The 26,096-nt window shown below is 56.7% G+C and carries 28 protein-coding genes; 18 read left to right on the forward strand and 10 right to left on the reverse strand.

Going from position 1 to position 26,096, the window contains the following annotated elements:
- Positions 1–137 precede the first annotated feature (137 nt).
- The 9 genes from CLM71_RS14875 (at position 138) to CLM71_RS14915 (ending at position 9,249) form a co-directional block, all read left to right on the forward strand.
- Positions 138–2,051, forward strand: coding sequence for a phage tail tape measure protein (locus CLM71_RS14875; RefSeq protein WP_105231709.1), 1,914 nt, complete (start codon positions 138–140; stop codon positions 2,049–2,051).
- Complete coding sequence (locus tag CLM71_RS14880; RefSeq protein WP_105231710.1) at positions 2,044–2,376, forward strand: DUF2590 family protein; 333 nt, start codon at positions 2,044–2,046, stop codon at positions 2,374–2,376. The genes CLM71_RS14875 and CLM71_RS14880 overlap by 8 nt, the downstream gene beginning before the upstream one ends.
- Positions 2,373–3,557: a baseplate J/gp47 family protein gene (locus CLM71_RS14885; RefSeq protein ID WP_105231711.1), complete on the forward strand. Its 1,185-nt coding sequence runs from the start codon at positions 2,373–2,375 to the stop codon at positions 3,555–3,557. Before CLM71_RS14880 ends, CLM71_RS14885 begins: the two co-directional genes overlap by 4 nt.
- Entirely contained in the window at positions 3,550–4,152 is a 603-nt protein-coding gene (locus CLM71_RS14890) for a phage tail protein (protein WP_105231712.1), read from the forward strand. The genes CLM71_RS14885 and CLM71_RS14890 overlap by 8 nt, the downstream gene beginning before the upstream one ends.
- 78 nt (positions 4,153–4,230) lie before the next feature.
- Complete coding sequence (locus CLM71_RS14895; RefSeq protein WP_105231713.1) at positions 4,231–5,832, forward strand: phage tail protein; 1,602 nt, start codon at positions 4,231–4,233, stop codon at positions 5,830–5,832.
- 3 nt (positions 5,833–5,835) lie between these two features.
- Positions 5,836–6,333: a tail fiber assembly protein gene (locus CLM71_RS14900; protein WP_105231714.1), complete on the forward strand. Its 498-nt coding sequence runs from the start codon at positions 5,836–5,838 to the stop codon at positions 6,331–6,333.
- On the forward strand, positions 6,333–7,034 hold the full coding sequence (locus tag CLM71_RS14905; protein ID WP_105231715.1) for a hypothetical protein: 702 nt from the start codon (positions 6,333–6,335) through the stop codon (positions 7,032–7,034). Before CLM71_RS14900 ends, CLM71_RS14905 begins: the two co-directional genes overlap by 1 nt.
- Positions 7,031–7,585 carry a hypothetical protein gene (locus CLM71_RS14910; RefSeq protein ID WP_105231716.1) on the forward strand — a complete coding sequence of 185 codons (555 nt, stop codon included), beginning with the start codon at positions 7,031–7,033 and terminating at the stop codon, positions 7,583–7,585. The genes CLM71_RS14905 and CLM71_RS14910 overlap by 4 nt, the downstream gene beginning before the upstream one ends.
- On the forward strand, positions 7,582–9,249 hold the full coding sequence (locus tag CLM71_RS14915) for a hypothetical protein (RefSeq protein ID WP_105231717.1): 1,668 nt from the start codon (positions 7,582–7,584) through the stop codon (positions 9,247–9,249). Before CLM71_RS14910 ends, CLM71_RS14915 begins: the two co-directional genes overlap by 4 nt.
- A 302-nt stretch (positions 9,250–9,551) precedes the next feature.
- Here the strand turns inward: CLM71_RS14915 and CLM71_RS24005 are convergent, their stop codons facing one another.
- Positions 9,552–9,815: a hypothetical protein gene (locus tag CLM71_RS24005; protein ID WP_158684822.1), complete on the reverse strand. Its 264-nt coding sequence runs from the start codon at positions 9,813–9,815 to the stop codon at positions 9,552–9,554.
- 68 nt (positions 9,816–9,883) lie between these two features.
- Between CLM71_RS24005 and CLM71_RS14920 the strand changes: the two genes are divergently transcribed.
- The 3 genes from CLM71_RS14920 (at position 9,884) to CLM71_RS14935 (ending at position 12,225) form a co-directional block, all read left to right on the forward strand.
- Entirely contained in the window at positions 9,884–10,522 is a 639-nt protein-coding gene (locus tag CLM71_RS14920; RefSeq protein ID WP_105231718.1) for a hypothetical protein, read from the forward strand.
- Positions 10,523–11,092: 570 nt separating this feature from the next.
- On the forward strand, positions 11,093–11,797 hold the full coding sequence (locus tag CLM71_RS14930) for a hypothetical protein (RefSeq protein ID WP_105231720.1): 705 nt from the start codon (positions 11,093–11,095) through the stop codon (positions 11,795–11,797).
- On the forward strand, positions 11,794–12,225 hold the full coding sequence (locus tag CLM71_RS14935) for a hypothetical protein (protein WP_105231721.1): 432 nt from the start codon (positions 11,794–11,796) through the stop codon (positions 12,223–12,225). The genes CLM71_RS14930 and CLM71_RS14935 overlap by 4 nt, the downstream gene beginning before the upstream one ends.
- Before the next feature lie 178 nt (positions 12,226–12,403).
- On the opposite strand, the gene cspE is transcribed toward CLM71_RS14935, so the two are convergent.
- Positions 12,404–12,616: a transcription antiterminator/RNA stability regulator CspE gene (gene cspE / locus CLM71_RS14940; RefSeq protein ID WP_015672942.1), complete on the reverse strand. Its 213-nt coding sequence runs from the start codon at positions 12,614–12,616 to the stop codon at positions 12,404–12,406.
- Between the two features lie 808 nt (positions 12,617–13,424).
- Here cspE and CLM71_RS14945 point away from each other — a divergent pair.
- Positions 13,425–13,634, forward strand: a complete 210-nt coding sequence (locus CLM71_RS14945; RefSeq protein WP_105231722.1) for a hypothetical protein — start codon at positions 13,425–13,427, stop codon at positions 13,632–13,634.
- 161 nt (positions 13,635–13,795) lie between these two features.
- On the forward strand, positions 13,796–14,800 hold the full coding sequence (locus CLM71_RS14950) for an NAD(P)H-quinone oxidoreductase (RefSeq protein WP_105231723.1): 1,005 nt from the start codon (positions 13,796–13,798) through the stop codon (positions 14,798–14,800).
- Positions 14,801–14,831: 31 nt separating this feature from the next.
- Here CLM71_RS14950 and CLM71_RS14955 read toward each other — a convergent pair whose 3' ends face one another.
- The 4 genes from CLM71_RS14955 to CLM71_RS14970 form a co-directional block, all read right to left on the reverse strand.
- The gene (locus CLM71_RS14955) at positions 14,832–15,914 is read right to left on the reverse strand and encodes an endonuclease/exonuclease/phosphatase family protein (RefSeq protein WP_105231724.1); all 1,083 of its coding nucleotides are present in this window, start codon (positions 15,912–15,914) and stop codon (positions 14,832–14,834) included.
- A gap of 221 nt (positions 15,915–16,135) precedes the next feature.
- Complete coding sequence (locus CLM71_RS14960; RefSeq protein WP_105231725.1) at positions 16,136–16,540, reverse strand: YidB family protein; 405 nt, start codon at positions 16,538–16,540, stop codon at positions 16,136–16,138.
- Between the two features lie 102 nt (positions 16,541–16,642).
- Positions 16,643–16,891, reverse strand: a complete 249-nt coding sequence (locus tag CLM71_RS14965) for a GlsB/YeaQ/YmgE family stress response membrane protein (RefSeq protein WP_054307869.1) — start codon at positions 16,889–16,891, stop codon at positions 16,643–16,645.
- Between the two features lie 15 nt (positions 16,892–16,906).
- Complete coding sequence (locus CLM71_RS14970) at positions 16,907–17,104, reverse strand: DUF883 family protein (RefSeq protein ID WP_105231726.1); 198 nt, start codon at positions 17,102–17,104, stop codon at positions 16,907–16,909.
- Positions 17,105–17,445: 341 nt separating this feature from the next.
- Between CLM71_RS14970 and CLM71_RS14975 the strand changes: the two genes are divergently transcribed.
- Positions 17,446–18,366, forward strand: a complete 921-nt coding sequence (locus tag CLM71_RS14975) for a Kdo(2)-lipid IV(A) acyltransferase (protein WP_105231727.1) — start codon at positions 17,446–17,448, stop codon at positions 18,364–18,366.
- Here CLM71_RS14975 and CLM71_RS14980 read toward each other — a convergent pair.
- Both CLM71_RS14980 and CLM71_RS14985 read right to left on the reverse strand, forming a co-directional pair.
- Positions 18,363–19,280, reverse strand: a complete 918-nt coding sequence (locus tag CLM71_RS14980) for a LysR family transcriptional regulator (RefSeq protein WP_105233421.1) — start codon at positions 19,278–19,280, stop codon at positions 18,363–18,365. The genes CLM71_RS14975 and CLM71_RS14980 overlap by 4 nt on opposite strands.
- A gap of 59 nt (positions 19,281–19,339) precedes the next feature.
- Positions 19,340–20,113: an SDR family oxidoreductase gene (locus tag CLM71_RS14985; protein WP_105231728.1), complete on the reverse strand. Its 774-nt coding sequence runs from the start codon at positions 20,111–20,113 to the stop codon at positions 19,340–19,342.
- A 253-nt stretch (positions 20,114–20,366) separates the two neighbouring features.
- Between CLM71_RS14985 and CLM71_RS14990 the strand changes: the two genes are divergently transcribed.
- Complete coding sequence (locus CLM71_RS14990; protein WP_105231729.1) at positions 20,367–20,786, forward strand: VOC family protein; 420 nt, start codon at positions 20,367–20,369, stop codon at positions 20,784–20,786.
- A gap of 22 nt (positions 20,787–20,808) precedes the next feature.
- Here the strand turns inward: CLM71_RS14990 and CLM71_RS14995 are convergent, their stop codons facing one another.
- The gene (locus CLM71_RS14995) at positions 20,809–21,003 is read right to left on the reverse strand and encodes a hypothetical protein (protein ID WP_105231730.1); all 195 of its coding nucleotides are present in this window, start codon (positions 21,001–21,003) and stop codon (positions 20,809–20,811) included.
- Positions 21,004–21,149: 146 nt separating this feature from the next.
- Here CLM71_RS14995 and CLM71_RS15000 point away from each other — a divergent pair, with 146 nt between their 5' ends.
- Positions 21,150–22,688 carry a GGDEF domain-containing protein gene (locus CLM71_RS15000; protein ID WP_105231731.1) on the forward strand — a complete coding sequence of 513 codons (1,539 nt, stop codon included), beginning with the start codon at positions 21,150–21,152 and terminating at the stop codon, positions 22,686–22,688.
- 56 nt (positions 22,689–22,744) lie between these two features.
- On the opposite strand, the gene paaZ is transcribed toward CLM71_RS15000, so the two are convergent.
- Positions 22,745–24,823 carry a phenylacetic acid degradation bifunctional protein PaaZ gene (paaZ, locus tag CLM71_RS15005; protein WP_105231732.1) on the reverse strand — a complete coding sequence of 693 codons (2,079 nt, stop codon included), beginning with the start codon at positions 24,821–24,823 and terminating at the stop codon, positions 22,745–22,747.
- 319 nt (positions 24,824–25,142) lie between these two features.
- On the opposite strand from paaZ, the gene paaA reads away from it, so the two are divergent.
- A complete protein-coding gene (gene paaA / locus CLM71_RS15010) occupies positions 25,143–26,081 on the forward strand; it encodes a 1,2-phenylacetyl-CoA epoxidase subunit PaaA (RefSeq protein WP_105231733.1) in 939 nt (312 codons plus the stop codon).
- Positions 26,082–26,096 lie beyond the last annotated feature (15 nt).

A 26,096-nucleotide genomic window follows, 5' to 3' on the forward strand; every position in this document is an offset into this window, starting at 1 on the left:
GCACTGCGCCGGCATTACCTGCCGGGCGAGCCTGACGATCAGGAATCACTCGCCCGCGCTATCTGGCTAGATAACCGGTATTGGCACAACATGGCTATTGCCGTTAATAACGGCATTGGCCGAGCATTTAAGGGCGGATGATGAAACAGCTTGAGGTTATGTTGTCGCTGGTCGACAAATTTACCCGCCCTCTAAAAATGGCCGGCGGAGAGCTGAACAACTTCGCCGCCAAATCACGTACCGCTTTCGGTCAGGTGGCTGCTGGCGGTGTCACGCTATGGGGCGTAGCACAATCCATCATGGGGATCCTTGGCCCTGCTGACGAAATGCAGCGCGCGCTCGCTGAGGTAAAATCGATTGGCGTTGCCGATACGGCCCTAAAAAACCTCAGCAAGACCGCCGTCATGTTCAGCATGCAATACGGCGAGTCTGCGGCCGGGTTCGTCGCGTCGGCCGCATCCATTGCCGGCGCTATCGATGGCCTGTCTGATAAAGAGCTGCGCACCTTCACCACCGCCGGATCCATCCTGGCAAAAGGCACCCGCGCGGACGCGAACACCATCACCGACTATATCGGCACCATGTACGGCGTGTTTCAAAAGACTGCCGACGCGATGGGCCGTTCCAAGTGGGTGGAAGTCATGACCGGCCAAACGGCCGAAGCGGTGAAGGTTTTCAAGTCCGACGGTAAGCAGATGTCTGACGCGTTCACCTCCATCGGTGCCAATGCCACCGCTGCCGGGATCGGTATGTCTGAGCAGTTTGCCATCCTCGGCCAGCTGCAGGCGACGATGAGCGGCAGCGAGGCGGGGACAAAATATAAAGCCTTCCTGCAGGGTGTCGGTAACGCCCAGAAAACCCTCGGCCTGTCATTCGTCAATCAAGACGGCTCGATGAAAGGCATCGTCGATATCATGAGCCTGATCCAGAAGAAATACGGCGACATCAAGAAAGTGGCCGATTCGGACATGATTAAAAAGGCCTTTGGTTCTGATGAAGCGGTATCCCTGATCAAGCTGCTGGCGCAGAACGTTGACGGCCTGAAAAACAATATCGACCAGATCGGCAAAATCAACGGCATGGACAACGCCAAGAAGATGGCGGCCGATATGACGAACCAATTCGACAGGCTGCTGCAGGTGTGGAACGGCATGCGCATTGCTGTGGGTGGCGCGTTGCTGCCGGTCATCAACCCGCTGGTAAAACGCATGGCGGACATGGGTACGCAGGTCGTTGAATGGCTGGAAAGGTTTAAAAATATCGCCCGCTGGATTGGCTATGTTGCTATCGCCTTAACCTCACTGGTTGCGGTGTCCGCATTAGCCAATATCGCTATGGGGGTGGGTAAATTCCTGTGGATGGGGTTCCTGATCGTTCTGAAGTTATTCCGCCCTGTGCTGCTGGCCCTGCGTCTGGCGTTCTTCCTGACAGGTCTGGCGGTGAACTTTATGTCCTGGCCGATCCTGCTGATTGTGGGGCTTATCGCATTGCTGGCCTATGGCATCTGGATGCTGATTGACCACTGGGACGAATTGAAAGCCGCCATCATGAATACCGCCGCCTTTGCCTGGGTGATGGACGTTGCCGGGTCAGTCGCAGATGCGTTCGCGAATGCCTGGGCCTCGCTCAAATTGGGCTGGCAAATGGTGGTCAATTTCTTCAGCGGTCTGTCACCTGTGCAAGCATTCAAAGACTTTGCCGGCACGATTGGTGACGCCTTCAGCGGGCTATGGGGCTACCTGAAAAATAACTTTGCCAAAACCTACAACTGGATAGTTGAAAAACTCAACATGATCCCCGGCATCGACATCGAGATGAAAAGTGTCCTTCCGGAAGCACTAAGCCCCGGCGGGCTAACCGGTGGTCAGCCGCTTCTTACCGGCGGTCAGCCGCAATCAACCGGACGCGGCGGGATCATCGGTCAGGTATCGCAGGCTACAAGCAACAACAACGCGAAAAGTCAGACCATCGGGCAGATCAACTACAACGTGATGCAGCCACTGACCCCGCAGGCGCTGCAGGAAAACATGGAGCTTTACGGTTATGGCTGACACACCGCTGTATATCGACTTACTGATCACCGATCGCGATTTCACACTGAACGCTGGCAACGAGCCGGCACTATGTGCTAACCGCGCCAGCATCGCCCAGGACATCAAACACGCCATCATGGAAAGCGGCTTCGCGACGCAGCTGCTTGCCGAGCGCAGCCCCACCCTGCGCGCAGACATCATGATGCAAATCTCTATGCTGGTTGAAGATGATGTCCGCATCATCCCGGCCACCGTCCAGATCACCGAAGAAACCAGCGGCCGCCTGCTGGTTAACGCTGACACTTACGACTTTGGCCCACTGGGCACCGAGGTAGAACTATGACAAACAAACCCAGTGTAGATTTTGAAGATGCCCTGCGCGCCGGCGGCATGCCAACGACTGAAGTCGAGGTCAAAGCCGAGTTTCAGAAGGTGGTTGACGAAGAAGGCCTGATCACCAACACATCACCGATGTCACCATTCTGGCGGCTCATTACCGCCATTGTGACCAAACCGGTGATCTGGCTGAAAGACATCCTAGTTAATACCATCATGGCGAACATGTATCTGGCGACCGCTGCCGGCACCTACCTGGACTTATTCGCCTGGGCGGTGAACCTGACGCGCAAAGACGCCACCTTTACCCTGGGCGCAATAACCTTTTTCAAGTCTGATTCGACATTGCTGGTCACTATCCCCGCCGGCACCGTGATCCAGACTGAACGCATTGACGACAAAATTTACCGGGTAATGACGGTTGCTGAAGTGGTTATTTCCGCAGGAACGGCCAGCCAGGCTATCGCCGTTAAGGCTGAAGCCGCCGGCACCGCGTACAACCTGGCTCCGGGGTATTTCCGTATTCTGCCGACAGAGATCCCCGGCATCAGCCACGTCGAGAACCTGGAGAACTGGTTAACAGCGCCCGGCTCCGATCAGGAATCTGACGACGAGCTGCGCGACCGCTGCAAAAATCAATACAACCTCGTCGGCTCGTATCACATTGATGCCGTTTACCGCAGCATGATCGCCGCAGTTGCCGGCCTCAGTACCGACCGCGTTTATTTTCAGCACGACGCACCGCGCGGCCCTGGCACGGCGAATGCTTACCTGCTGCTGGATACCGGCGTACCCGCGGATGCGTTTATCGATGCCGTCAACGATCACATTATGGTGCAGGGCTATCACGGCCACGGTGATGACATGCGCTGTTTTGCCATGCCGGAGACGCACCACGACTTGACCGTCACCGCCTACATATACGCGACGCTCAACCTGACAGAAGGCGAACGGGCCGACTTGCAAAAAGACATTGAGAACTTTGTCCGCTGCGCGTTCCGCGAAAATGCCACGTTCGACGTGACCAAGACCTGGCCGCATAGCCGGTTTAGCTTCTCGCGCCTGGGCGAAGAAATGCACCTGGCGTTTTCGGCGCTGGAATCTGTTCGCTTCTCACAGGACGACATCATCAGCGGCCTATCCATACCGCGCCTGGCGTCTCTGAACGTGGTGCTGACCAATGGATAAACCTGTTATTACCCTGCCCAGCTGGATGAGTAAGGGCGAAGTCAAAAAGCTGGCCGCCGCCTGCGCCGAGTTCTGGGTGAAGGTCAACGAGTGGATTTCATTCCCGCTGCAGCAAACCGACCCGGAAACCTGCACGGTTCAGATCCTGAACCTGCTGGCGTACCAGCGCGATATAGAGCGTTTCGAAAATGAACCGCTGTGGCTCTACCGCTTACGCGTGAAGCATGCCTTTGCAAATGCCCAGGACAGCGGGAGCCTGATCGGATTCGCCCGCATTTTCGACCGGTTAAAAATTGGCGAGGTGCAGCAGCTGGAGCGTCAGCCCGGCATTGACTGGGACGTGATCATTATTCGCGTCAACGATAACCAGCTGGCGGCCAATGCCACGCTGATGAATGAAATCATCAGGAAATACGGCCGCACCTGTCGGCGATACCGCTTTGAAGTCCTGAACGTGGCAAACATCGGCACCCGTGCCGGCGAGTTCGACAACGATCATCAGCTGTTTGTCGGCCGCGTCGGTGTTGATGCCGCCATCATTACCGAAAGTCGCGCTTACATCATGACCGAAAGCGGCGAGATTTTGACAGTTTAACCAGGTGGCACGGCCGGATCTGTCTGTGCTGGCCATAGACGTTACCGACCGTGCTGCAGTGACAAAAAAGGGGCCGCAATGTCAGCCATCATCACAAGAAAATACGAACAATGGGCCGCAAGCCAGACCGCGCAAAAATTGCCGGCACGCCCTGACACCTTTGTTTTTGCCTATATCCCCGATCAGGATCCGGAAACGGAAATCAGCCGAGACGAGCCAATGCCGGCACAGGCCAATATCGTTCACACGGCCCCGGTGATGCAGTACGGCATGCTGAACGGTAACGCCGTGGTGTTCTCGGTTGTGCTGGACACCACCGTCGGGGATTTTAATTACAACTGGATCGGGCTGCTCGACCAGGACAGTGGCACGCTATGCATGATTGTCCACACCCGAACCCAGCGAAAAATCGCGACCAGCGGCCAAGCCCAGGGCAACACCCTAACGCGTACCCTGGCAATGGAATTCGACGGCGCTGCCGGCACCACACAGATCAACGTCACCGCCCAGACCTGGCAAATCGATTTTTCTGCTCGCCTGAGTGGTATTGACGAACGCCAGCGCCTGGCAAATATCGATGTTTACGGTGTCGGGGCATTCTTTGGCGACGCGTTCCTGGTCACCCACAGCAACGGGGCATACCAAGCCGCGGCCGGCGTCGGTTATGTCGGCGGAGTACGCGCCGAATTGCCGGCCAATGTGTCGATCGACATTGGCAGCGCACCGACACTTGTCTGGGCTGATGTCAGCCTGCAAGGCCAGGTAACCAGCCGCTGGGAAGCAGCCGTCACGTTCACCGTGGCCGACGAACTGCAGAACTACACCGACGCGCAAGGGTTCACACACTACGTCACGCAGCTGGCGCGCATCAACGAAGACGGCAGCGTCACCGATTTACGCCGCACCGGCGCTATCGACGACCGCTATGTTAAAAAAGCCGGCGACACGATGACCGGCCCACTCACGCTAAAAAGCACAATCGCGGCTGATTATTATGGTACGACAACTGGCATCACGCCGGTCGGTAGCGGCCCCTATGACAACCAGCTGGAGAGTAAGGCGCAATTTTATCAGGACTGGTTTGAGTGGGATCCGACATCCGGCGGCCACTATGTGCCACTGGTAAAGGGCAAAGGAACCCGCAAAGAAAAAGGGTGGCCGACTGCGGTTAGTTTTGGTTATCTGCTGCCCGGAGAAGATGTTCACGCGCACCCAATCATACACGCGGCGGGCGATGGCGGCGCGGAATGCGTTTGGGAGTTCGATACACAGTCGGGCGGCATCTTGAGCAAGCTGGGGAGTTTTTGCACGGAAGACTATGCACAAAACCGCGCCAAGGACGCAGAGAATGAGGCCAAAGCATATGCAGACCAAAAGGCCGCCAGCGCAGAGTCATCAGCAAAAACCTACGCAGAGCAGCAGGCAGCAAACGCACAGAGCAACGCGCAAAACTATGCTGCAACTGAAGACCAAAAAATCAGAGACTGGGCAGAGGGACGTTTTGCCCAACAGCTGCGCCTGGGGGCTAATGTTCGCTTTGGTGGACATGATGGCGATGTGCTCGCGCCAGCCGGTTACGTGGTTACCGGCCTGGGCGACTTCGGCGCATCAGATGGCTATGGCTATGCCGCACCATTGCAATACCTGATTGGCGGCAACTGGATCACAATGGGAGTATAAAAGATGCGCATGAACAACTTTACCCGCTACACACCAGAATCACCGGAATTTGGCCCATTGGCGTTATACCTGCAAGATGATAAAGGGCGTGATTGGTACGCCTCACAGGATAAATTCAAGAAAGTCTATACGCTGGCGATCAATCCCCGCACTGGCGTTATTCACTGCATCACCCAGGACGTTTCGGCGCTATTCCCTGACGGATTAACCGTTGTTGATATCGACGAACTGCCGCCGGGTTGTGATATCTCAGGTGACTGGGTTTATAGCAATGGCACCGTGAAGAAAGCCGAAGGTGCGAACATCCGCCAAACCGCCGAGTTGAAAAATAAACTCATGAACCAGGCAACCAGCCGTATTCAGGTATTGGCCGACGCCGTTGATCTGGGTATGGCTACGCAGAAAGAAACAGCCCAATTGGCCCAGTGGCGAGAATACCGCGTGTTGGTGTCACGTATCGACACCGAAGCCAGTGATATTACTTGGCCGGAGATCCCATAATGTGGCAACGCGTAACCCTGGCGTTTCCTGACAATATGGCGGCGATCAACTGCTCACTGCTTACGGTCAACCCGTGGACGTACGGGGCCGGACAGGTGACACCGTCGGGGAATTACCTCAGCCCGGAGAATGCCATCAAACACTTGGCCGGCAAGTTACGCAATGCCGGCGGCGCGCCGGGCGTGGTCGCCTTTCTCATAACCGGCACCCAGTCGGGCAGCTTCCTGGAAAAAATGAGCGACTTCGCTGCCCTGCTACCGCTGCCAGACCTGCAGAAGACGGTGCGTAAGGCTACAGCCGCCGCTGAGCTGGCTGTCACAAAAATGCAGTTGCCGGGTGTCCAGTCTGTCGGTCTGCCGGCTGCCGCGCCACTGTCGCTCAGCACCACGCGCGCCGCGCTGAATGCACAGCGCATCAATGAGGCAGCGCTGGCTACGGGGGCCGGGCTGTCATTTGACGATATCACCAATGCGCTCAGCGCCCTGGACGCAGCGGCGAAAGAAGCCCAAGAAGCGGCCAGCGCCGCGCTGGAAAAACTGAAAGGCGTACGGGTTAATGCCTGGATGTTCTCTGATGCCGGCCACCCCGCCGGCATCGCAAACAACATGATGAACGGCATCCCCGAACAGGATGCCATTTTCACGCTTGGCGCGCTGTTCGCCGGCGACGTCAGCGAGCTGCTGAGGATGGTAACGCCATGACAATCATTATGCTGGCGCTGGATGGCGAAGCCATACCGCTGAAGGCGATCAGAGTGTCGCCGAAAATGACGATTGAAACCAAGGACAAATCCGGGCAGTCATCGAGCACCACCCAATCAGAGAACGGCATCAAGGCCAAAGAGCTGAACGTCTCCGGCCTGGTCGATTTCAAGAACAAGGCGCTGCTGTCGCGCATCTTTGCCCTGGCAGAAGCCAAAGGCAGCGGCGGCGCAGGGAAGCGCTACCGGATTGCCTGCCCCGTAGCGCAGGCCATCAACATGCGCATGGGGATGTTCACTGGCAACATTGAGGCCATCGAGCAAGACGACAAATTAGCATGGAAGGTCAGTTTTACGCTGACAGAGCAGATCAGCACCGCCGAGAAATCCAAAGGGCGTAAAGCCGCCAGCGCCCCGGCAGGCAATACCAAAACCCAGGGCGCAACCGGCACCACCACCGCCGCGAATAACGACCAACCGGAGCAGGAAAAAGAGCTGACCGGGTTTGAAAAAATCCTGAAAAAAGTTGACGACAAATTGGGGGCGCTATGAAACCCATAATTACGCTGAAAATCGGGCCTGACGAGGTGGAAGTCTCAGCCTATGAGGTGGTGATCGACCTGAACGATACCGGCCGTGGATTTATCACGGCAAAAACCGATGCGGAAACCACCGGCGCGATTGTTCGTCTTGATATCGGGTATAACACAGGCGTGTTTCGCTGGTTTACCGGCTATGTTGAGCGCGACCAGCAAACGGGGAATGGATTCCGCCGCCTATTCGTCCGCGAAATGACCGGCATCTTTGAAAAACGCTGGCCGCTATCCCTGCAGCATCCGACACTGCGCCAGGTAACGCAGGAGCTGACCGCAGGCAGTGGCGTGCAATTTGTGTTACCAGCTGCGGACTATGTCGATCGCCCGATCCCGCATTTTGTTCATAGCGGTACGGGCTGGCAGTTGCTGAACTCACTGGGGCGAGCCTTTGGCATACCGGATTACATCTGGCAGCAGCTGCCTGATGGCAGCGTCTGGCTGGGAGACTGGCGACATTCCAGGTTTGCCAATCTGCCGATTGAGCTGCCGGCTGAATACGCGGACGCGACCGGCGGCGGCAACTCGGCAACACTTCCGCTTATCCCGTCGGTACGGCCGGGCGTGCTGATGAACAACCGGCGCATTACCCGCGTTGCCGTGAAAGACGGCGACATGACCATCACCTGGCAGGCAGGATCCAGCATCGGCAACACGCCGGCCAAGCCGCCGTTTCAGCGCCAGCTTGAGCAGCTAAACCCGGAGATTGCCGCCGGCCTACACCTGCCAAAGCTGGCACGGGTGGAAAACTACGCCGAGCCGGCAGCGCTGGGCGACATTGCCGACCCGTTCCGGCCAAAATATGCCGTTGGCGTGCAGCTGCTTGACGAGAACGGCGACGCCAGCAAGGGAACGCCGGCCTATCCTGCAGTACAGCTACCGGTGACAATGGGCGGGGACGAATGCGGGTTCATGCAGTATCCACCGCCGGGCACTCTGGTTGAGCTGGCGTTTCAGGATGGCCGGCAGGATAAGCCGTTCATCCGCCAGGTACTGCCGACAAACAGCAGCCTGCCGGAAATCAAACCGGGTGAGCAGCTGCAGCAGCAGCGCGCCGGCGTGTTCCAGCGAGTGACCGCGCCAGGTGACTGGCATCGGGAAACCGACCAGGAGATCAAAGAGATTTCCGCGTCGCGCAGCGTCGAAGCCGACAAAGAAACCCGCCGGCTGATTGACCGCGACATCACCGTCCAGGCTGACGACAGCAAAACCGTCATGGGCACCGCGCGCACCACCGCGGGCGCAGTGACGCACATCGCCCGCGGCGATTACACCGTCGGCACCGGGGCCAACCTGAAGACGGCCGCCCGCGCCGCTGATGAGAAAATCGCCCAGGGCAAAACGGTGGACATTGGCGGAGCACTGACAGAACGGATTGCCGGCGTACGTCAAAGCGTATCCGCCGCTCTGCAGCTGCAGGCGGCCACCACGTCGATCGGCAATGGCGCCGTAAACATCCTGAACCTGCTGACCGACACGCTTGACCTGATCGACGCGCTGGCGCAGAGCACCGCCAACCACACGCACAGCAACACCGGCACCCCGACCAACGCCGGCGAGATAGTGCACGCATCAACCACCGCGGCCACCCTGAAAGGCAAATACGGGCCGCTGATCGGCTAGCACCGACCACCGTCAGAAACCACCACCCCACCAAACGACCTCAGCGCCTCTATGCGGGGCGCTGACGCATTTCACCACCCGGCAACGCCGAATCAACGAACGCAGCACCACGCCGCTCAGGGCGCGCGGAACAGGCACAGCACGGAGCCATCACGCCACGGAAACCGCGCTACACCGCACCCGCCTGCACGGTTTGCGTCATAAAATTTTTGCAAAGGATCTTTTCCGCAATTGCCATCCTCAGCCCGCGCCGTGGCTGGGCTTCTGCGAAAGATAGGCCGTTGCAACGATTGCAATGTTTTTCAACGGTTTGCAAAAACAACCGAGTGAGCGAGGCCCGGAAAAAATGTTAACTTGATGATATGAAAGGATCTGTTTTGCTTTCCGTGAGGATCTGCGGCAAGAATCGCCCCTTTGCGGCAATGAGCAGACAGCGCCTTGAGGCCAGTGCTGGCGCGGCTTCTGTGGTGTTCTGGGCAGCGCCGGAAGTTTTGCAAAAGTGCAACGGGATGGATCTTTGCGCCACGCATCACGAAGCTGAAACAACAAGAATTGATATGCGCCATCGCCACCGGTTATCCTTCGCTTAGATTGAATTAGATTGAATTAGATTGATTTAACTTAAGGAAGACATATGGACGCAAAGCAAGTTGCGCAGGGGATCGTTGAAGGGATTGCATCTATACCAGTAACATTTGGGTATAGTGTCCGCCGTACATGGGAAGGTTCTGGCGCTGCTGGTAGTGACCTTAAAGCACGGAACAGCAAAGAAACAGAGCGATTTATCGCCCTGATTCGTTCTGCAGTTAACAAAGAAGAGCCGATCAGAAAACTGGTGATGATTGTCATCACTGAGTTTTACACCAAGCTGAATGATAACGGCAAAAAAGCGGTCAACGGAAAACTAAACCGCGTTGAGGGGAAGTTAGTTGGGCGCAGCCTAGCACAGTTTTACGTCGCCAATAAAATAGCATCAACCCTTATCCGCAAGGCCAGCTACGGGATGGTTTACAAGCGGTTCATCTCATACAGCACCACGGTGTCACTGAACATTGTCATGTTCCAAGGGATGATCGAGCAATCCGCTCTAGCATCACGTAGGATGCAAGTGAAATATCCGTGGCTCTATTACAAAGTGCGGGGAATGAACCTTGATATGGCCTATTTTCTTGTCGAGGACTTCCTCGAACCATACCTAATTTACATAAGCAGCCCATCACAGCAGTTTTGCGCAGGTGTTGATAATGAACTCGATAAAATCCTTTCTCGCTAAATTCGTCAAATTCGTGGGACGCCAAACCGCTGATTTAGTCGAGTCGGTTGTCTTGGGCCTATTTTCGATAGCCGCGTTTGTTGCACTGTTCTGGTTTGATGAATGGTGGCAGTCAATAGGCGCTGCGGTTGGGATCTTCCTCATGGGCTTTTTGGTCAGCCTGGCCATTGGATGGGGTCGGGGGGAGCGATAGTCTAAAGAATGTGGTCAATATGTGGATCATAAAATAAATAAATACATAAAAATCAATTAATTAATTTAAACACAAAGAATTAACAAGGAACTTTTGCCCGCCGGCACCGGCGGGCTTTTTTTCATCGGCAAATCTCATTTTCAAACCCGGCAACGCCCACATTAATCATAATAAAAACAAATAGTTCTACAACACCTTAAATGATTATCGTAGCGCAACGGATACATACTGGTGCAGATATACAGGCAGCAGATATGTTGCTACGGTGCAGTCAAAAAATTGTGATGTCGTCGTATAAAATTGAGATGTGAGGGAATTGATAAGCACCATTCCATCCGGTTACATTGAACGTACAATGGAATAAAAGGATGCCAAGGATGAGCAAAAGGTCAGACATCATTGATGGTTCGCAAGCCCCTTTCCAAAATAGAGGCTTAGTTTATACGGAAGTACTTGGATGGGTGGATCTTGGACATGCACAAGGTACAGATATTCGTTATCTCCTGAATAAAATTGCGCAAGGAGAAGCATCGGGAAAAGAGTTTTACGATGTCACGTATTCTCAGGGCATGACATCACGATGGGGCCTTGTTCGCTCAGGGAAGGTAATGACGTGGCAGGTCAAACATGGCCGCCACGATTATGAACAGAAAAGCATCGCTCTGGCGATGATGATGTCGATGGCATTAAGATTTGAGTCGTTCCAAAGCTCATTTCCTAATAATCTGGTGACCGACAGCGGATTCAGTGGTGAAGATCTGGTCTCTGACCTGTTAGGGTTTTATCGCGTAGTATCTGTCCATAACCCTTTCCACCTGTTACGTCCAGTCAGTAAAGCAAAAGCCCTAAGGCGCTGGGATCATTATGGCAAAATCGGCAATTGGAAAAACAAGACGTTTCTGCCCCTCCTGTTCCCCGATCCAGAAAAATTCCCTAACGCTAAACCGTATAAAAGCGTTCTTCCCTCGTTTATGCGTACGGTCGTTCCTTATAGCGATTTTCAGTCTGGGAACGTGATGCTTCCCCAGCATGATAAAACCTTTATAGTTTTAGGTGCCGACAACAACAGGAGTGGTCTGTGAGAAAAAGTGTAGCTGTAGCGATGGGCGTAATATTAGCCGCCGGTATGGTACTGACAGCGGTCTTGCCATACGTGAAGATGGAATTTGCCAGCAGCGCCCACTATACCGAACAAGATACGCGGGAGTATGAATATTACACACCGGACCTGCTAAAAAAAATACCAAAAATTTCAAAAGATTATGAGTTTAATTATAGCAATATCAGTGGCCCGCAGGCGTTTGTATTCGGTATACAGTTCAACGGCACAACCGATACCAGCAAGATTCGCGACTACCTGACTTCTGAAGGTTATGAACCACAGAAGCAATGCCAGACAGAAGCTGAATGCTGGCGCTCTCCACACAGCAAAGATGTCGTATCTTTTTATCAATCAACGGAATTAAATTTAGTGAGTGTCGAAATTTATCGCAGTGAGTATACCGAGTAACCACGGTGAAACAGGGGTTGGATTCGCCTTCCCTGGTTTACAGGCCTGGCCTGCAGGCGATCGATTGGTTATGCGAAGCGCCACTAGAGAAGTGCTCTTCATCCAACAAAAAATCTTTTCCACCAGACACAAAAAAACCCGCCTTGGCGGGTTTTTAGTTAATCAGCGTGGATGCCGATTAGATAGCGGTAACGTTAGCCGCAGATGGACCTTTAGCGCCGTTCTCGATAGAGAACTGAACGTCCTGGCCTTCAGCCAGAGTTTTGAAGCCGTTACCCTGGATTGCAGAGAAGTGTACGAACACGTCTTTGCTGCCGTCTGCAGGAGTGATGAAACCAAAACCTTTAGACTCGTTGAACCACTTCACTTGACCTTTGATCATGTTGGACATGTCGATTTCCTTTAATAAAATATGTTAGCCGCCATCGGCAGCGTTTAATAGCCGGTTATCAGTTACTTATGGAGGCACCGGAAAGGAAATTCGTCAAAGAAGGCTATCAGGGATAACGCTCTAAAATTGAACTACTTTACTCAAAATGTCGTGCATAAATAGGTCTGTACCACAGGCCAACTGCATTAACGCACGATGGGCATTTAATAGCAACTCTTTTCGTCATTGACGACGCCAAAGAACATCATTTGTTCAGATTTCACGCCTTATGCGCGTTTTTAGCGCACTGTTCGTTATTTTTACAGATATATTGCCGACGACTGCTTTCGGAGTTATCCCTATATCGTCTCACCGGGCAAGGCCATAAAATAATAATAAGTTCACCACTCCTCCTGGTGATGGACACTACAAGCTGTGTTGTAAATTTTATGCGCCTCCCTATAGGCGCTTTTTTTATCCCCGTATCCCGGCCCCGCGCTTCAGGAATCTTCTCATTGCTGTTCAGAGTGACTTCCGTCACAAATATGCCCCTTCCAGGGCACTTTACCGAGGTCACGTTATGGCGACTGAATACTTACTACTCTTGGCCGGTTTGGCTGGCGTCGCAGGCTTTGCGATGTATAAACACTTCAAAAACGTTAAAAAAAGCAGTTTGGTGCGTCCAAACGACCGTTAATCGATGAATAACCGGGGAAACGCCCCGGTTTGCCCCCCCCGCCGACGGTAACATTACCGTCACACCGTCGTCACAATAAAGCCATATTATAGTGAGCGCCCTATCCTTATCGGTTTATTCCAGGGATCGTCTATGGCTACAATAAAAGCAGTTAACCATCAGCAGGCGGAAACGTTAATCCGCTCCGGCACGGCGAAAAAAATTGAGCTGGCGTACGATATCGGCAGCGATGATTTCTTTCAGCTCGCCAGTTTATGGTGCGATCGCGGCGCCAAAATCACCAAGGGAAAAGAACACTTCGTTGTTTCATTGAAAGGATTCCGCATTCCTCCCAATGATTAATCCTACGCCGCCTTCCGGCGGCGCTTTCCTCGCCTCTGGCGTCCATCTCCCTTTCTTCTACATCCACCGCGCCGGCTTGCGGTAACATTCTTATCATGATGTAACGTAACGCTTATCTACACTGAGAGAGTAGCGTCACCCCATTCAATAAGGAGAACCGCATGACCGTCACACACCTGCCCGAGCAGATGCGCGTTATTGAGATTACCGCCGCCGGCGGCCCGGAAATGCTGCAGCCCGCCCAGCGCCCGCTGCCTGTGCTGGCGCAGGGCGAAATACTGGTGAAGGTTGCCGCCGCAGGGGTTAACCGCCCGGATGTGCTGCAGCGGCGTGGACACTATGCGCCGCCGCCGGGCGCATCCGATATCCCGGGATTGGAAATCGCCGGGGAAGTGGTCGCCGTCGGCGAGGGCGTCCAGCACTATGCGCTCGGCGACAGCGTCTGCGCCCTGATCGCCGGCGGCGGCTATGCCGAATACTGCAAGGTGCATGAAAGCAATGCGCTGCCGGTTCCCAAAGGCTTCAGCATGGCTGAAGCCGCTGCCATTCCGGAGACCTTCTTCACCGTCTGGGTGAACGTCTTTCAGCGCGGCCACCTGCAGGCCGGTGAAACTGTTCTGATCCACGGCGGCACTTCCGGGATCGGCACGGTCGCCACCCTGCTGGCCAAGGCGTTTTGCGCCCATGTGATCACCACCGTCGGTTCAGAAGAAAAACGGGCGGCCAGCCTGGCGCTCGGCGCCGATGTGGCGATCAACTACCGCACGGAAGACTTCGTCGAACAGACGATGAAAGCGACCAACGGTAAGGGCGCCAACGTGATTGTCGATCTGATCGCCGGAGAGTACCTGGCGAAAAACTATCAGGCGGCGGCGATGGAGGGGCGCATTGTGCAAATCGGCACCCAAAACGGCGTGGTGAAAGAGCTCAACCTGATGCCGCTGCTGCTGAAGCGCCTGACGCATACCGGCTCCACCTTACGCGCGCGCAGCGTGCAGGATAAAGCTCAAATCGCCGCCGACCTGCAGCAAAAAGTCTGGCCGCTGCTGGAGCGCGGCGCCATCAAACCGCAAATCTTTCAGACCTTCCCGCTGGCGCAGGCGGACGAAGCGCACCGGCTGATGGAATCCAGCGCGCACATCGGCAAGATTATGCTCACCCTATAATCCTTGCCCCGCCCTGCGGTGGGGCAAGGCATCAGGCGCCGGGGGCGTGGACGTCCGCCGGCGTGGCGTCGGTGCTGGCCAGTTTCTCCTGAGCCAGCGCCTCATCCTCGCTCTCCCGCTGCAGGCTCTCTTGCTGTGCGCCCTTCTTCGGCGAGTACACCAGTTCGGCCATGATCGGGAAGTGGTCAGAGCCAATCGAGGGCAGGCGGCGCAGGCTGCCCAGCACAAAATCATCGCTGTGAAAAACGTGGTCCAGCGGCCAGCGTAAAAACGGATAGCCGGCATGGAAGGTGCTGTACATGCCGCGACCGCGGCGCGGATCAAGCAGCCCGCTGATTTTCAGGAATAACCGCGTGGTGGTGGACCAGGCGACATCGTTCAGATCGCCGGTGACGATCACCGGCGTTTTGGCATCGACCACGCTTTTTCCCACCAGCACCAGTTCTGCATCGCGGTCTTCCGATTCATCATTCTCCGTCGGGCTGGGCGGCATCGGGTGTACGCAGTGCAAGCGCACCTGCGGCCCGTTATCCAGTTGTACCAGCATATGCATCGACGGAATCTCCTTATCCACCAGATACTGAATCTCTGCGTCGACAAGCGGCAGGCGCGAATAGACGTGCATGCCGTACAGGTTGTCCTGCGGGCATTTCAGCGTATAGGGATAATCCTGTTCCAGCGGCGCCAGCTGTTGCTCCCACCAGCCGTCGGTTTCCACCGCCACCAGCACGTCCGGCCGCTCTGACGCCGCCAGCGCCAGCAGCTTTTCCGCATGGCGGTTCGGCGTCAGCACATTGGCGACCAGTATGCGCACGCGCGGCTTTTTCTCATAACCGGTAAAATCCAGCACCTGCGGCTTGCTCAGCGGCGTATAAGGATAAATCCAGCGCGCCTGATAAATCACACAGGCCAGATTGACTACCGCCAGGCCCCAAACCCACGGCGATGACCAGGGCAGCAGCGTCACATTCAGCAACAGCGTCAATAACGCCAGCGCCAGTATCTGCAAACGGGGGAAATCCCATACGCGGACCCACCAGGCCGGATGCGTTGAAATCGGCGCAATAGTCACCAACGCCAGTAAACACGTCAGTATTGAGATAATCCCTGTCACGCAACGTTCCTCTTTTTTAGTTAATCGTCGGCGGATTTACGCACCGACCTACCGCACACATCTATGCGGCAGCCAAAAGGTTGCCACAAACGACCTTGTTTCCGCCAGCGGCGGTGCAAGGAATATTTTGCGTATAAAGCGAGGAAATTCTGTAAACCGTCTGCGGCGCAGACGCGGATGGCAGGAGAGAAACATGCCCCGGCAAACCGGGGCATCAAGGCTTAGCTGAACAGTTTACCGACGTAGTTGGCCAGTTCGTCCTGTTTCACTTCACCGTTTGGCGAGGCTTTATCCGCCAGCGTCGGCAGCAGCTGCGCCACGGTTTCAGACGCCTGGTTGCTGTCAACGCCCAATTTGGCGGCCAGCTGCGCAATCGCATCGCTGCCCAGTGCCTGCTGAACGTGGTCGCCGCTGATGGCCTGGTTTTCACCGTTGCCCAGCCAGGAACCGACGATATCGCCCAGCTGTCCCTGCTGCAGTTTGTTCAGGATTGCCTGCAAACCACCCTGCTGCTCAACCCACTGCAGAATGGCCGCGATATCGATCCCGCCTTTACCGCCATTACCCAATGCATTACCCAGCACGTTGCCTAAAACATTGCCTAATGCGCCATCTAACAAACCCATAGTATTCCCCTTCTCAGATCGCCGGCCATACGCCGGGCGATCGTCACCTGTAATTAAACGAAAAAGGGCCGCCATGGGCGACCCTCATTGATCAGCACCGGATTAGCTTCTGATCTTTCTGTAGACAAAAAGCACCACCAGGGCACCGATCACGGCAACCACAAAGCTGCCCAGGTTAAAGCCATCGACGCGGCCCATACCGAAGAAGGTACTGATCCAACCGCCGACAACTGCACCGATAATACCCAGGATGATGGTCATGATAAAACCGCCGCCATCTTTGCCCGGCATAATCCACTTAGCCAGAATACCGGCGATTAAACCAAAAATAATCCAAGAAATGATGCCCATTTATACTCTCCCTATTTACTTTTTGCCTAAAAGGAAACCGACGACCAGTCCAACAACGGCGCCGGCGCCAACCCCAGCCCACGGGTTGTCTTTTACATAACGACAAGAACAATCGACAGCGTCCTTCACACAGGCGCGCACTTCACATGCGCACCCTCTGGCGCTGCCGCATGCCGATTCTACACGATCTTTACTGTCATTTTTAACAAACATTTCAATTCCTTAGCATAACATAATCTGGAAGCCCCGCATCACACCGCGTGTGAGCGCGTCTTTCCGCCTTATGTTTCACCTGCTCCGCCGCCCGCATACGCCGCCGGCAGCGACAGGGTGCCCAACGAAACGACGCGTTTGCACTTTATTACTATAGTCAAAAATCAGCGCGTTACCTATTTCACATCATCTGAATCGTCGGGCGGATTCACGCGCCCCTGACGTCAGGCGTGCAATGGCATTAAAGGGAAAAAGTCGATCGGTTGATTCAAATTATATTATTATCATTCACCAAATCCATCTTTGAGAAAAAACACGTAACAGCAGGAAGTTGAAAGCAAATGTTATTAAGCCCAACTTTTGAGCGCTCTTTCTTGCGCCCTCGATACTGGCTACTTTGGATCGGTCTCGGCATACTCTATTTGTTAGTTCTTCTCCCCTACCCGCTTATTTATCGCCTCGGCCATCTGCTCGGCAGAATCGCCAAACGCTTTATGCCACGTCGGGTAAAAATAGCCCGACGGAATCTGGAACTGTGCTTCCCCGACATGCCCGCAGCGGAACGCGAAGCCCTGGTGACCCGCAACTTTGAGTCGGTCGGCATGGGTCTGTTTGAGGTCGGCATGGCCTGGTTCTGGCCCGACTGGCGGATTTCCCGCTGGTTTGCCGTCAACGGCCTGGAAAATATGCAAAAAGCGCGCGAAAACGGCAGGGGCGTCCTGCTGATCGGCATGCATTTCCTGACGCTGGAACTGGGCGCACGCATCTTCGGCATGCAGAACCCGGGCATCGGCGTGCATCGCCCGCATAACAACAAGCTGATGGAGTATGTACAGACCTGGGGCCGCCTGCGCTCCAACAAATACATGATCGACCGTAAGGACGTAAAAGGCATGATTCGCTGTCTGAAACAGGGCGAAATCATCTGGTACGCGCCGGACCATGACTATGGCCGGCAGAGCAGCGTGTTTGTGCCGTTTTTTGCCGTGCCGAACGCCGCCACCACCACCGGCACCTATCTGCTGGCGCGCATGGGCCGGCCCGCCATCGTACCTTTCGTGCCGCGCCGTCTGCCGCACGCCAAAGGTTATGAGCTGATTATTCAGCCGCCGCTGGACAATTTTCCGCTGGATGACGACACCAAAGCGGCCGCCTACATGAATAAAGTGGTAGAGGAGCAGGTTTTACTCGCCCCTGACCAGTACATGTGGCTGCACCGCCGTTTCAAGACGCGCCCCGCAGGCGAAGCGTCCCTTTACTAGTTTGCTGATTGCGCCGTTTCACAAAAAGGCGCAATCAGCCGGCTAAACCAGTCCGCAAAGGCGCTGAAACGCGCCGTGCGCTGGCGACGGTGCGGATACAGCAGCGCAAGATTCATCGCAGGCGCGCGCGCCTGCGGTAAGACTTCCACCAACTGTCCGGCATCCAGATAGTGCTGCACGTCAAAACGCGGGATTTGAATCAGCCCCATCCCTGCCAGACAGCAGCCGATGTAGTTTTCTGCATTATTCACCGTCACCCGGCTGGGCAGCGCTTTCTCCTGCGCCGCGCCATCCTGTCGCCACTGCCAGACGTTCGCGGTCATCAAATTCGGCTGAGCATAGCCCACCACCCAATGCGCAGTCAGCTGTTCGGTTCGCAGCGGAACGCCCTGCCGCTGCAGATACGCCGGGCTGGCGCAGTTGATCATGCCCAGTTGCCCCAGGCTCTGGCCGATCAGGCTACTGTCGTGCAGCTCGCCGACCCGCACTACGCAGTCCACGCCTTCCTGCACCAGATCGATATGGCGATCGCTGGAACTGAGAAACAGTTGAATATCGGGGTAACGGGTAAAGAAGTCCGGCAGCGCCGGCACGATGATGCGCCGCGCAATGCGGCTGGGCACATCCACCGTCAGACGGCCGCCGATCGACGCATCCGGCGGCAGAAAAAGCCGATCCAGCGCCGCCATCTCATCCAGCAACATGCGCGCGCGTTCCAGCAGGCGCTCGCCGTCGCTGGTCAGCTGCACCCGCCGCGTGGTGCGGTGGAACAGCCGGGCGCCCATCTCGCTTTCCAACTGTTGGATCGCCGAGGACACCGTAGTTTTCGGCATCAGCATGATTTCCGATGCGCGCACAAAACTGCCCACTTCGGCGACCTGGATAAATACCCGCAGTCTCCCTATTTTATCCACCGGCGCCTCACGCTGCGGCTGCGGCGTCACGCCGCAGCCAGGTTGAACGATATCGTCAATTAACGGGTAGTATAGCCGCCGTTGGCGAACAGCGTTTGCCCGGTGATCCACCAACCGTCGGTCACCAGGAATTTCACGATCGGCGCAATATCTTCAATATCGGTCAGGCCGGTTTTGGAGAACTTGCTCAATGCCGCCGCGCTGCGGTGATAGGCTACCGCTTCCTCGCTTTCCTGCCCGTAGAAGAACGGCGTATCCATAGGGCCAGGACCGATGGCATTGACGCTGATTCCCCGCTCGCCGAACTCTTTCGAGGCGGCGCGGGTGAAGTGCTCTACCGGCGCCTTACTGCCGGGATACACCGCATAAAACGGCGTATAGGCCGCCAGCAGCGAACTGACAATGGTGACAATCCGGCCGTTATCCGCCAGATGTTTCCCCGCCTGCTGAATAAAGAAGAACGCCGCCTTGGCATTCACGTCAAAGCTGGTGTCGTAATCCGCCTCGGTCACTTCGGCGATCGGCTTTTTAATCACCAACCCGGCGGTATTGATCGCGATATCCACCTTGCCGAACGCGCTCACCGCCTCTTCAAACAGCCGGGCGACGTTGTCCGGCCGGGAAAGGTCGCCCTGTACGGCGATCGCCTGCGCGCCTGCGGCCTTGACCGCCGCCAGCGTCTCTTCCGCCGCCGGGCGGCTGCTGTCGCTGTTATAGTGCACCACGACCGCCGCCGCGCCGTTTTGCGCCAGATCGCGCGCCACCAGGCCGCCCAGGTTCTTCGCCCCGCCGGCGATCAGGACCACTTTGCCATTAAGAGATTGACTTCCCATAACCATAAACTCCTTTAGTGAAGGTGCCGTTGAGTATAGGAAGTCTTATCGCGCAGATAATCAGCGAAAATCGGGATGCACTGTCCCGCTTTTTCGTTTAATCATGGCAAATGCGCAGAGCGTGATCCCCCGCCCGATCTTCTCCCTGCCAGCCGCTACACTAACCAATCACGCTCTGCAACAGTTGCCGGGCGTAACCATTTTATCAGCGCCCTCAGGCGGTGGGGGCCGAAGATAATCCGAGGGCAATACCATGCAGATTCAACCCTATCTGTTCTTTAACGGTAACTGCGAACAGGCGATTAATTTTTATGTCGAGCAACTGGGCGCCAGGCTGGAAATGCTGATGCGCTATAAAGATCTGCCCGCCGAGGCGAAACAGGACGACATGCCGGAGGTAGACCCGCAGGCGGTAATGCACGCGCACCTGCTGATTGGCGACGGCGCGCTGATGGCTTCCGACGGCTGCCCGCAGGAAGACGGCGACAACGGCGCGCACCGGGGCTACTCGCTGTCGCTGAACCCCAGCAGCGTGGAGCAAGGTAAAGAAATTTTTAACAAACTGGCGCAGGGCGGCACGGTCACCATGCCTTTTCAGCCTACGTTCTGGGCCAAAGGTTTCGGCATGCTGACCGACCAGTTCGGCGTCAACTGGATGATTAACGTGGAATAAGCCCATAGGCCTGCAGCGGGCGTCAGCGCGAGTGATGCCAGCTGTAGGCCGCCATGGCGAACAGCACAAACAGCAGCGTAAACAGCAGCAGCGCCAGCCGCCAGTAAGGCGATTGCCGCCGGCGCACGGCGATAGCCATCATCACGGCCAGCGCTCCCAGCGTCAGCGGATAATAGACCGACAACGTCAACAGCGTAATGATAATGTAGTCCGACACCTTGTCCCCCTTCCTGTATTAATCAGTTAACTTGTACTAAATTTATTCCTTCCACGTCCGCCCGTTCATTCGGCCGGCGGGCAGGTTTCAACGCGCATCGCCCAACGTTTTGTTCGCATTAATCACTACCCGATAATCAGGATGATATGACGCCACCGTCCTCAGAGTCAGCAAAGTCCAGAACTTCGCCGTTGCTGTTTCAAGCCGCCGTGTTCGTGGTGATCGTCGTCGTTACGCTGATCGTGTTTAACGTCTGGCAGAGCTGGCATGCCCGCAAACTCGATCTGCAAAGTGCGGATAACGGCACCTCTAATCTGGCGCGCTCGCTGGCGCAGCATGCCTACGACACCTTCAAGCAGGTGGATAACGGCCTGCTGGATTTGAAAGAACGCGCCGAACACGACGGATTTGGCGCTCCGCAACAGCGTCGCCTGCAAAAAGTGATGCATGACCAGGTCACCAATTCGCCGCAGCTGCACGGCAGCTTTATCTTTGACGCGCAGGGGCGCTGGGTGGTGACCTCGTTCGGCCTGACCGGCGCCCACGCCAATAACGGCGACCGCGCCTATTTCCAATATCATAAGAACCACAACAATAATAACTTCTATATTGGCAAAGTAATCCGCAGCCGCTCCACCGACGATCTGGTGATCCCCATCTCACGCCGGCTTAACCACCCGGACGGCAGCTTTGCCGGCGTGGTGCTGTCGACGCTGTATGTCGATTATTTCCGCAACTTTTACGATGACTTCGCCCTTGAGGACAACGATGCGCTCAGCCTGCTGCTGGCGGACGGCACCATTTTGTACCGCCGCCCTTACGCGCCGAATAACATCGGCAAGAACGTCGCCCTCGGGGTGCTGTTCCGGCAGATTCTGCCGTATTCGGCGTTCGGCAACGCCACGCTGGTGTCGCAGTTTGACGGCGTGGAGCGTATTTACGGCTACTCCCGCGTACCGCATTACCCACTGGTGATCGCCGCCGGGCTGTCGAAACACGATGTACTGAGCAGTTGGCGCAAGGACACCGGCCTGTTCGCCCTCGGCGGCGGCATACTGCTGGCGATATTGCTGGCGCTGGGCATGGCGCTGATCCGGCAAATCAACCACAGCCTGCAGACGGAGGCGGAACTGGTGCGCACCCGCGATCAGCTTACGCAGATGAACCAGACGCTGGAGGAGCTGGCGCTGCTGGACGGCCTGACCGGGCTAGCCAACCGCCGCCGCTTCGATATGGCGCTGGCCAACCATATCAATCACGCCGTACGCTATCAGCGCGATCTGGCGCTGCTGATCCTGGATATCGACTATTTCAAACAGTACAACGACATCTACGGCCACGTCGCCGGCGACCGCTGCCTGCAGCAGATCGGCCGGCTGCTGAAAGAGATGCCTAACCGCGTCGGCGATCTGATCGCGCGCTACGGCGGTGAAGAGCTGACGATCATCCTGCCGGATACCGATCTGGCAGAGGCGATGAGCTGCGCCAAACGGGTGCTTGCGCATGTGCGTCGGCTGCAAATCCCTCACGAAGGCAGCCCGCTGGGCCTGATTACCGTCAGCATCGGCGTCGCCATTCAGGCTCCCGGCGACGCCGACAGCACGCCGGTCGCGCTGATCAAACAGGCGGATGCGGCGCTCTATCAGGCCAAGAAAAACGGTAAGAACCAGGTGTGTCACGCCTGAGGCGGCGCCAATAACAACGGGGCCACAACGGCCCCGCGTAAGGAGAGAAGCGGCGCTTACTGCGCCTCTTGCTGCGGGAAGTCGCCCTGCTGCCGCGCCACCAGCGTTAAAATGCTGTACAGCGCCACCGCCTGCTGATGCTGATTCAGCACCTGCACATCCCACACCACCACGCCGTGCGGCCTATCCTCCGCACTTTTCTGCGGCTTGCGGATCTTTTTCTTGCAGGTCAGCCGCACCTGAATGGTGTCGCCGATCTTCACCGGCTCGATAAAGCGCAGATTTTCCATGCCGTAGTTGGCGATCACCGGCCCGACGCCCGGGTCGACAAACAGCCCCGCCGCCGCGGAAACCACAAAGTAGCCATGGGCCACGCGCTCGCCGAACAGCGACTCCGCCGCGCCGAGTTTATCCATATGGGCATAGAAATGGTCACCGCTCAGACAGGCGAAATTGACGATATCCGCCTCGGTGACCGTACGCCGCGCGGTCAGCAGGCTTTCGCCGATCGGCAGCTGTTCAAAATATTTGCGGAACGGATGAACCGGCGATTCCAGCGCCTCGGCGCCGCGCACCCACTCTTGTCCGATCGCCGCCAGCATGCTCGGGCTGCCCTGCAGCGCGGTACGCTGCATATAGTGCTTCACCGCCCGCAGGCCGCCCAGCTCCTCGCCGCCGCCGGCGCGTCCCGGCCCGCCGTGCATCAGCATCGGCAGCGGCGAGCCGTGGCCGGTGGACTCTTCCGCCGCCGCACGGTCCAGCACCAGCATCCGTCCATGGGCGCAGGCGGCGGCGCGGATAAAGCGCGTCGCCACGGCGGCATCGGCGGTGACCAGCGAGCCGGCCAGGCTGCCTTGCCCCAGCAGCGCCAGCTCAATCGCCTGCTCGCCGCTGTCGTACGGCATCAGCGTAGCGACCGGGCCAAAGGCCTCAATATCGTGCACCGCGCTGTTACGCAGCGGCTCGGCGCAGTACAACAGAGTTGGCGGGTAGAATGCGCCCTGGCGATCGTCATCGCCCTGCGCGCTGAATGACTGCAGGCTGGCGCCGCATAGCGGTTCACAACCGTTGTGCAGCAGCAGTTCAACTTTCTGCTGCACATCATCCCGCTGCTCCAGGCTGACCAGCGCCCCCATCCTGACCTGCTCCAGCCGCGGGTCGCCAACCTTCACCGCGGCCAGGCGCTGCAACAGCGCCTGTTTCACCGCCTCAACCTGCGTCGCCGGCACCATCACCCGGCGGATGGCGGTACATTTCTGCCCCGCCTTGCTGGTCATCTCACGGCAGACTTCTTTAATAAACAGCGCAAACTCCGGCATCTCCGGCGTCACGTCCTCTCCCAGCACGCAGCAGTTCAGCGAGTCGGCCTCCATGGTGAACGAAATCGATTTTTCCAGCAGCCGCGGGTGGGCGCGCAGTTGCCGGCCGGTCTGCGCCGAGCCGGTAAAGGTCACCGCATCCTGATAGTCCAGATGGTCAAACAGATCGCCGACGCCGCCGCAAATCAGCTGCAGCGCCCCGTCCGGCACCAGACCGCTGTCGATAATCAGCTGCACCATCGCCTGCGTCAGCTGCGCGCTGGCGGTGGCGGGTTTCACAATCGCCGGCATACCGGCCAGCCAGGTCGGCGCCAGTTTTTCCAGCATGCCCCAGCAGGGAAAGTTGAAGGCGTTGATATGCAGCGCCACGCCGGGGCGCGAGGTCAACACGTGACGCGCCATAAACTGGCCCTGTTTCGATAACGGAATCGGCTCGTCTTCTGGCCACAGCGTGTCGTCCGGCAGCTCGCGCCCGGCCAGGCCGGCGTAGGCAAACAGCGTAGCGATGCCGCCTTCAATATCCACCCAGCCGTCGCTGCGCGTCGCGCCGGTCTGGTAGGAGATCTCATACAGCGTCTCTTTATGCGCCAGCAGATACTTCGCCACCGCCTTCATCATCTGCGCGCGCTGCTGGAAGGTCATCGCCGCCAGCGCTCGGCCGCCCTGCTCCCGCGCATAGTTCAGGCTGTCGGCCAGCGGCAGCCCCTCAGAGCAAACCTGATACAACGGCTCGCCGGTGAGCGCGTGACGGATCTCGCGAGCCGGCCCCTGGCCGTATAGCCAACGCCCCGAGAGGTAACTGTTCAACTGCTGCATGCGGCTTCTCCTGAATTCATAAAGTGACGTCATAAAGCGTAATTACGTATCACATATTTTCCAGTCATCGCCAAGTTAAAATTTAACAAAAAACAAACAATGGGAGTGTAAAGCTGGCCGTACGTCAGCAGCCGTGCGAATTTACGGCACAAAAAGCAAATATAAATCAATAAAATAAGAAAATTAGTTGTGAAGGCCGTCGCAAAACCCTAAGAACCTTGTTTGATCTTTAGGTTATCAACTTGTAGCTTTATGGTTATTAAAGTGATTCACATTTTTATTATTCACTTTAAAAATACGAATCATCAATGAGGTAACCATGACCACCGACGCACAACATCAGCAGCATTTCGACGCCAAGCTGGCCGCCGATATCTCCATCGAGGCCAAAGACTGGATGCCGGACGCCTACCGGCAAAACCTGATCCGTCAGATCGGCCAGCACGCGCATTCGGAAGTGATCGGCATGCTGCCGGAAGCCAACTGGCTGACCCGCGCCCCGACCCTGCGGCGCAAAGCGGTGCTGCTGGCCAAGGTGCAAGACGAAGCCGGCCACGGCCTCTACCTGTACAGCGCCGCCGAAACGCTGGGCTGTTCGCGTCAGGACATCTACCAAAAGATGCTCGACGGCAAGATGAAATACTCCTCCATTTTTAACTACCCGACGCTGAACTGGGCCGACGTCGGCGTGATCGGCTGGCTGGTCGACGGCGCGGCCATCGTCAATCAGGTGGCGCTGTGCCGCGCCTCTTACGGCCCGTATGCCCGTTCAATGGTGAAAATCTGTAAAGAGGAGAGCTTCCACCAGCGTCAGGGCTATGAGGCGGTGATGGCGCTGGCGCACGGCAGCGAACAGCAAAAGGCCATGCTGCAGGACGCCATTAACCGTTTCTGGTGGCCGGTGCTGATGATGTTCGGCCCCAGCGACAACGACTCTCCGCACAGCGCGCAGAGCATGGCGTGGAAAATCAAACGCCACAGCAACGACGAGCTGCGGCAGAAGTTTGTCGACAACACCGTTCCACAGCTGGAAGCGCTGGGCATGACCGCCCCCGATGCGGATCTGGCCTGGGATGAGGCCAGCGGCCACTACCGCTTCGGCAACATCGACTGGAGCGAGTTGTACCAGGTGATCAAGGGCCAGGGCCAGTGCAACCACGAACGCCTGCAGGCCAAGCGTCAGGCCTGGGAAAACGGCGCCTGGGTGCGCGAAGGCGCCATGGCGCATGCCGAAAAAAACCGCACGCGAGCGGCTTAACAAGAGGATTCTTCC

It is taken from the genome of Serratia sp. MYb239 (genome assembly GCF_002966855.1).
Lineage (GTDB): Bacteria > Pseudomonadota > Gammaproteobacteria > Enterobacterales > Enterobacteriaceae > Serratia_B > Serratia_B rhizosphaerae.

Excerpts from the sequence above, each read along its gene's own strand:
- CLM71_RS14875 (WP_105231709.1), top strand. The coding sequence starts at position 138 with ATGATGAAACAGCTTGAGGTTATGTTGTCGCTGGTCGACAAATTTACC.
- CLM71_RS14880 (WP_105231710.1), top strand. The coding sequence starts at position 2,044 with ATGGCTGACACACCGCTGTATATCGACTTACTGATCACCGATCGCGAT.
- CLM71_RS14885 (WP_105231711.1), top strand. The coding sequence starts at position 2,373 with ATGACAAACAAACCCAGTGTAGATTTTGAAGATGCCCTGCGCGCCGGC.
- CLM71_RS14890 (WP_105231712.1), top strand. The coding sequence starts at position 3,550 with ATGGATAAACCTGTTATTACCCTGCCCAGCTGGATGAGTAAGGGCGAA.
- CLM71_RS14895 (WP_105231713.1), top strand. The coding sequence starts at position 4,231 with ATGTCAGCCATCATCACAAGAAAATACGAACAATGGGCCGCAAGCCAG.
- CLM71_RS14900 (WP_105231714.1), top strand. The coding sequence starts at position 5,836 with ATGCGCATGAACAACTTTACCCGCTACACACCAGAATCACCGGAATTT.
- CLM71_RS14905 (WP_105231715.1), top strand. The coding sequence starts at position 6,333 with ATGTGGCAACGCGTAACCCTGGCGTTTCCTGACAATATGGCGGCGATC.
- CLM71_RS14910 (WP_105231716.1), top strand. The coding sequence starts at position 7,031 with ATGACAATCATTATGCTGGCGCTGGATGGCGAAGCCATACCGCTGAAG.
- CLM71_RS14915 (WP_105231717.1), top strand. The coding sequence starts at position 7,582 with ATGAAACCCATAATTACGCTGAAAATCGGGCCTGACGAGGTGGAAGTC.
- CLM71_RS24005 (WP_158684822.1), bottom strand. The coding sequence starts at position 9,815 with ATGGCGCATATCAATTCTTGTTGTTTCAGCTTCGTGATGCGTGGCGCA.
- CLM71_RS14920 (WP_105231718.1), top strand. The coding sequence starts at position 9,884 with ATGGACGCAAAGCAAGTTGCGCAGGGGATCGTTGAAGGGATTGCATCT.
- CLM71_RS14930 (WP_105231720.1), top strand. The coding sequence starts at position 11,093 with ATGAGCAAAAGGTCAGACATCATTGATGGTTCGCAAGCCCCTTTCCAA.
- cspE (WP_015672942.1), bottom strand. The coding sequence starts at position 12,616 with ATGTCCAACATGATCAAAGGTCAAGTGAAGTGGTTCAACGAGTCTAAA.
- CLM71_RS14945 (WP_105231722.1), top strand. The coding sequence starts at position 13,425 with ATGGCTACAATAAAAGCAGTTAACCATCAGCAGGCGGAAACGTTAATC.
- CLM71_RS14950 (WP_105231723.1), top strand. The coding sequence starts at position 13,796 with ATGACCGTCACACACCTGCCCGAGCAGATGCGCGTTATTGAGATTACC.
- CLM71_RS14960 (WP_105231725.1), bottom strand. The coding sequence starts at position 16,540 with ATGGGTTTGTTAGATGGCGCATTAGGCAATGTTTTAGGCAACGTGCTG.
- CLM71_RS14965 (WP_054307869.1), bottom strand. The coding sequence starts at position 16,891 with ATGGGCATCATTTCTTGGATTATTTTTGGTTTAATCGCCGGTATTCTG.
- CLM71_RS14970 (WP_105231726.1), bottom strand. The coding sequence starts at position 17,104 with ATGTTTGTTAAAAATGACAGTAAAGATCGTGTAGAATCGGCATGCGGC.
- CLM71_RS14975 (WP_105231727.1), top strand. The coding sequence starts at position 17,446 with ATGTTATTAAGCCCAACTTTTGAGCGCTCTTTCTTGCGCCCTCGATAC.
- CLM71_RS14985 (WP_105231728.1), bottom strand. The coding sequence starts at position 20,113 with ATGGGAAGTCAATCTCTTAATGGCAAAGTGGTCCTGATCGCCGGCGGG.
- CLM71_RS14990 (WP_105231729.1), top strand. The coding sequence starts at position 20,367 with ATGCAGATTCAACCCTATCTGTTCTTTAACGGTAACTGCGAACAGGCG.
- CLM71_RS15000 (WP_105231731.1), top strand. The coding sequence starts at position 21,150 with ATGACGCCACCGTCCTCAGAGTCAGCAAAGTCCAGAACTTCGCCGTTG.
- paaZ (WP_105231732.1), bottom strand. The coding sequence starts at position 24,823 with ATGCAGCAGTTGAACAGTTACCTCTCGGGGCGTTGGCTATACGGCCAG.
- paaA (WP_105231733.1), top strand. The coding sequence starts at position 25,143 with ATGACCACCGACGCACAACATCAGCAGCATTTCGACGCCAAGCTGGCC.